We start from the raw sequence: 4,136 nt of genomic DNA on the forward strand, positions 1-4,136 counted from the left end.
GAGCCCGGCCGGGCGCCGGGTCGCCGTGGCCGCCGGCGGTTCGGTCCTGCTCTGGGATATCGGTGACCCGCAGCGGCCCCGCCTGGTGGGGCAGTCGGCCACGGCGGCCACACCAAGCCCAGGCGCGCCGGGCGCGCCGGACGCGCTGCGCCTCGTCTTCAGCCACGACGGGCGCTGGCTCGCCGCCGAGGACGTCCCAGGCCGCACCATCAGCCTGTTCGACGCCGCCACCGGCCGGACGGTGTGGTCGCAGCGGCTCGAGCTGGACGCGGTCGGCCCTCCGGCGGTGGTGTTCTCACCGGACGGCACGACACTGGCGGTCGGCTACGGGACGGTACCGGCCGGCGTCGTCGAGTTCCGCGCTGTCGAAACCGGGGCCGTGCGGCGCAGGCTGCCGACGCCGAGTCTCGGTGGGGTCGAGTTCCTCCGTGGCGGCCGGGTCGTGATGACGACGAGTACCGTCAACGGGCGCGGCATTGCACAGCTGTGGGACACCACCACCCTCGCGCCGATAGGCGAGCCCCTGCCACTGCCGCATGACGCGTACTCACTCTCGCGCAGCCCGGACGGCACCATCGCGCTGGCCGGCACCTCCGGAGGAACCGTTCAGATCTGGGACGTCGGCATCGAGGGCTGGGTGGCCACCGCCTGCCGTATCGCGGGGCGCAACCTCACTCAGGTGGAGTGGCGTAGCTACCTCCCCGGCGAGCCTTACCAGCGCACCTGTCCCCAATGGCCGGCAGGCTCGTGAGATCGAAATCTCATCGTGCCACGCCCCCGGCGGAAACCGCGGATTTAGGCGAAATCTCGGAATCAGCATATTCCCTGGCGGCATCGAGCACACGCCGATGGGCGTTTTCGGTACCCACTGAGATCCGCACGCCGTGTTCGGGATAAGATCTGATCTTCACTCCCGCTTTCAACACCGACGCGGCGAAACGCTCCGACGACGTACCCAGTGGAATCCAGACGAAGTTTCCGTACGAAGGTGTGGGTGCGAGGCCACAGGCGCCCAGGCCCGTGTGGAGATCCGTACGCAGCCGTCGCACCAGGTCAATCCTGGTGGCCAGCTCTTTCTTCTGCTCCAACGAGACCACCGCCGCGTTCTCGGCGATGCGGGTGACAGAGAACGGGATGACCGTCTTACGGGCAAGGCGCGCGATGTCCGATGCGGCGAAGGCGTAGCCGGCACGCAGCCCCGCGAGCCCGTGGGCCTTGGAGAACGTCCGCAGCAGGACGACTCTCGGGCACTCGCGGACGATGTCGAGGTCGCGCGGATCGTCTTCCTCGCTGAACTCCATGTATGCCTGGTCAAGGATAGCTACCACATGGGGCGGAAGGCTGTCGAGGAACCAACGAAGAGTGCGCCGGGTTATGCGGCAGCCCGTGGGATTGTGGGGGGAACACAGGATGACCGCACGGGTACGTGAATTCACGCTTGCCAGCAGTTCCGGCAGATCGTGCTCGCCGGTGGAGGTCAGCGGAACCGGTACGCCCCTGGCACCCGCCACTGCGATCAGCAGGGGATAGGCGTCGAAGCCAGGCCAGGCGTAGAGCACCTCGTCGTGACGGCCGCACAGGACAAGGAGAAGCTGCTGCAGCACCCCGGCGCTGCCCGGTCCGACCGTGATCTCCTCTGCATCAGCACCGAAGTATCGGGCGAGGCCGTGCCGCAGCAAGCGTGCGGTGGGGTCCGGATATAGATTGATCTTTTTGTTGCTCTGCCACAGCGCTTCCGCCACCGCCGGCAGCGGAGGCAGCATGAGTTCGTTGTTCGACAGATCCAGGATCTCCTCGTCGTCATCCACCGGTGCGTCCGTGGAGCGGTAGGCGGAGAACCTGTCGAGCTCACAAATCCGGGCAGCCGGGCGATGGACAGGACTCGTTGCCATGAGCCTCCTTCTCGGTAGCTCGTTACTTCGTGAAAGCGTGTATTGCGTCACTCGGCACAGAGCGAGAGACAATCACTCGTCACCGGTTGCGGCCATGCGGCGAAACTGCGCAGGCCGTAGAGCAGGGGAGTACCCGTGGTTTGATAGATCATGTTTACCACCCCGAGCACCACAGCGTGATCGCCGACCCGTAGGATGCCGCTGACCTGACATTCCGCCATGGCGAATGCGTCCTCGACCAGCCAGGGCAAACCAGACCACGACTGTTTCCAGGTCACCCGTGCGAAGCGGTCGGGGTCGGGGCCCGAGAACACCTCCGCGGCATGTTGCCCACCCTCGTGCAGAAGGTTGATGGTAAAGCTGCCGTGGGACGTTACCGCCTGCAGCGTGGCGCTGCCGATCCGCAGGCAGACCAGCAGCGTCGGTGGATCCAAGGTGGCGCTAGTGATCGACGAGCACGTCATGCCCCGTGGCTGTTTTTCGGTGTCGAGGCTGGCGACCACCGCGATACCGGTGGGAAAGGCGCTCATCAGGTCGCGGTAGCGCTGCTGGCGTGTCCCGCTGGTCATGAGACACCGTGCAGCTGGCGCAGCAGATCGTAGGTGGACGGCAGTGAAGCCACCATGTCTGTCTGCTTCCGCTTGATGTCGGCGAACAGCAGCTCGGCCCGGGCGAGCGACTCGGGCTTGTAGGCGAGGGCGGGTAGCGGGGAGCGGGGCAGCATACCGAGTCCCGTAAATATGCAATAATAACTGCCGTTGGTCCAGAAATTGCGGAACTCGGCTTCGAAGTTGCCATAATAGTTTCCTTCATCGGTGATCGGCAGGTTCACCGGCAGCCCGGCCCGGTAGGTCTCGACCTTCTCCTTGATGCCGTCGGCAAGCCGCAGTTTCTTGTTCGCCGCCCAGAACGGCGTGTCCACGCGCGGCGAGAAGAAGTAATGTGCCTGGAGGAAGTCCCGCGTGTCGTCGAACATCTCCTCGATCTCGCGATTGAACCGGTCGATGAGCACCCTGTCGAAGTTCCGGTCGGGGAAGTGCTTGGCCAGCATGTGTATGGCCGCATAGATGAAGTAGATGCCGCTGGACTCCAGCGGCTCGACGAAGCAGGAGGACAGGCCGACGCTGACGCAGTTGCGCACCCAGGCCCTGCGGTTGCGGCCGACCCTGAAGCGGATGTGGTTGAACGTGGTCTGGTCAGGGTCGAGCCCCCACAGCCGCGCGAAGTCCACGGTGGCCTCGTCGCGGCTGGCGAAGCTACTGGAATAAACGTAGCCGCTGCCGAACCTGCCCAGCATGGGGATCTTCCACGTCCATCCAGCCGGCATGGCGATCGAGGAGGTGTAGGGCTCGATGCCGTTCGCCTCGTCGTCGTGCGGCACGGCTGTGGCCACCGCGCTGTCGCAGAGCAGGTGGTCACTCATGTCGATGAACGGCTCGCCCATCGCCTGATTGATCAAAAGTCCGCGGAATCCGGAGCAGTCGACGAACAGATCACCCTCAAGGAGCTGCCCCGACGCGGTGCGCAGCGCGGTGATGAAGCCCCGCTCGTCCGTCAGCACCTCGGTCATCTCGTCCTCGACATGCTCGACCGCCTGCTTGGTCACTGCGAAGTTGCGCAGGAACCTGGCGACAAGCTGGGCGTCGAAGTGCCAGGCGTAGGTGGTCGCCCGACGCATGTCGAGCCAGCGCGGGGCCTTCTTGGCGTCCATGATCGCGGTGTCGGTGAAGCAGGCGTAGTCATAGGGCTCGTTGGTCTCGCCCCGCAGCCTCTTGGCCGCCCAGTAGTGGGAGAGCGGGATCTGGTCGGCGGACGCCAGCAGGCCGAACGGGTGGTGGAAGGCGTCCACGTGGCCATAGCCGCACCGCGGCTGCGGGCTGCCCTCCCCGGGGGTGCGCCAGTTGATGAACTTCACGGCCATCTTGTAGCTGGCGTTACACTCGCGCATCCACTCTTCCTCGGCGATACCGAGGTAGTCGAAGAAAGCGCGCTGGAGGTTGGGGATGGTGGCTTCTCCGACACCGATCCGTGGAATGCTCGGGGCCTCCAGCACCACGATCTTCACCGTGTTCTGAAGCGCTTTGCCGAGGTAGGCTGCGGTCATCCAGCCAGCGGTACCCCCGCCGAGGATCACAACCGTCTTGATGCGGCTGTCCATGGTGTCTCCCTGATCAGATGGGGATGTGATTGGTTCGGACGGGATCCGAGCGCATGCGCCGGTGGCCTACGTGCCCACACCGGCAG

Annotated in this window: 4 protein-coding genes; 1 reads left to right on the top strand and 3 read right to left on the bottom strand. The window is 65.3% G+C overall.

What is annotated here, in order from left to right; all coding sequences use genetic code 11:
- Positions 1 to 751, top strand: a 751-nt coding sequence (locus tag MJ785_RS16210; RefSeq protein WP_239381589.1) for a WD40 repeat domain-containing protein, incomplete at its 5' end; no start/stop codon positions are given.
- Positions 752 to 761: 10 nt separating this feature from the next.
- On the opposite strand, the gene MJ785_RS16215 is transcribed toward MJ785_RS16210, so the two are convergent.
- The 3 genes from MJ785_RS16215 to MJ785_RS16225 are packed head-to-tail and all read right to left on the bottom strand — an operon-like array spanning position 762 to position 4,050.
- Positions 762 to 1,892 (bottom strand): aminotransferase class I/II-fold pyridoxal phosphate-dependent enzyme, encoded by a 1,131-nt coding sequence (locus tag MJ785_RS16215; protein WP_239381591.1) that lies wholly within the window; start codon positions 1,890 to 1,892, stop codon positions 762 to 764.
- Between the two features lie 47 nt (positions 1,893 to 1,939).
- Entirely contained in the window at positions 1,940 to 2,461 is a 522-nt protein-coding gene (locus MJ785_RS16220; protein WP_239310433.1) for a flavin reductase family protein, read from the bottom strand.
- Positions 2,458 to 4,050 carry a tryptophan halogenase family protein gene (locus MJ785_RS16225; RefSeq protein WP_239310434.1) on the bottom strand — a complete coding sequence of 531 codons (1,593 nt, stop codon included), beginning with the start codon at positions 4,048 to 4,050 and terminating at the stop codon, positions 2,458 to 2,460. The genes MJ785_RS16220 and MJ785_RS16225 overlap by 4 nt, the downstream gene beginning before the upstream one ends.
- Between the last annotated feature and the right edge of the window lie 86 nt (positions 4,051 to 4,136).

This window comes from Protofrankia sp. CiT1, from assembly GCF_917627335.1.
GTDB lineage: Bacteria > Actinomycetota > Actinomycetes > Frankiales > Frankiaceae > Protofrankia.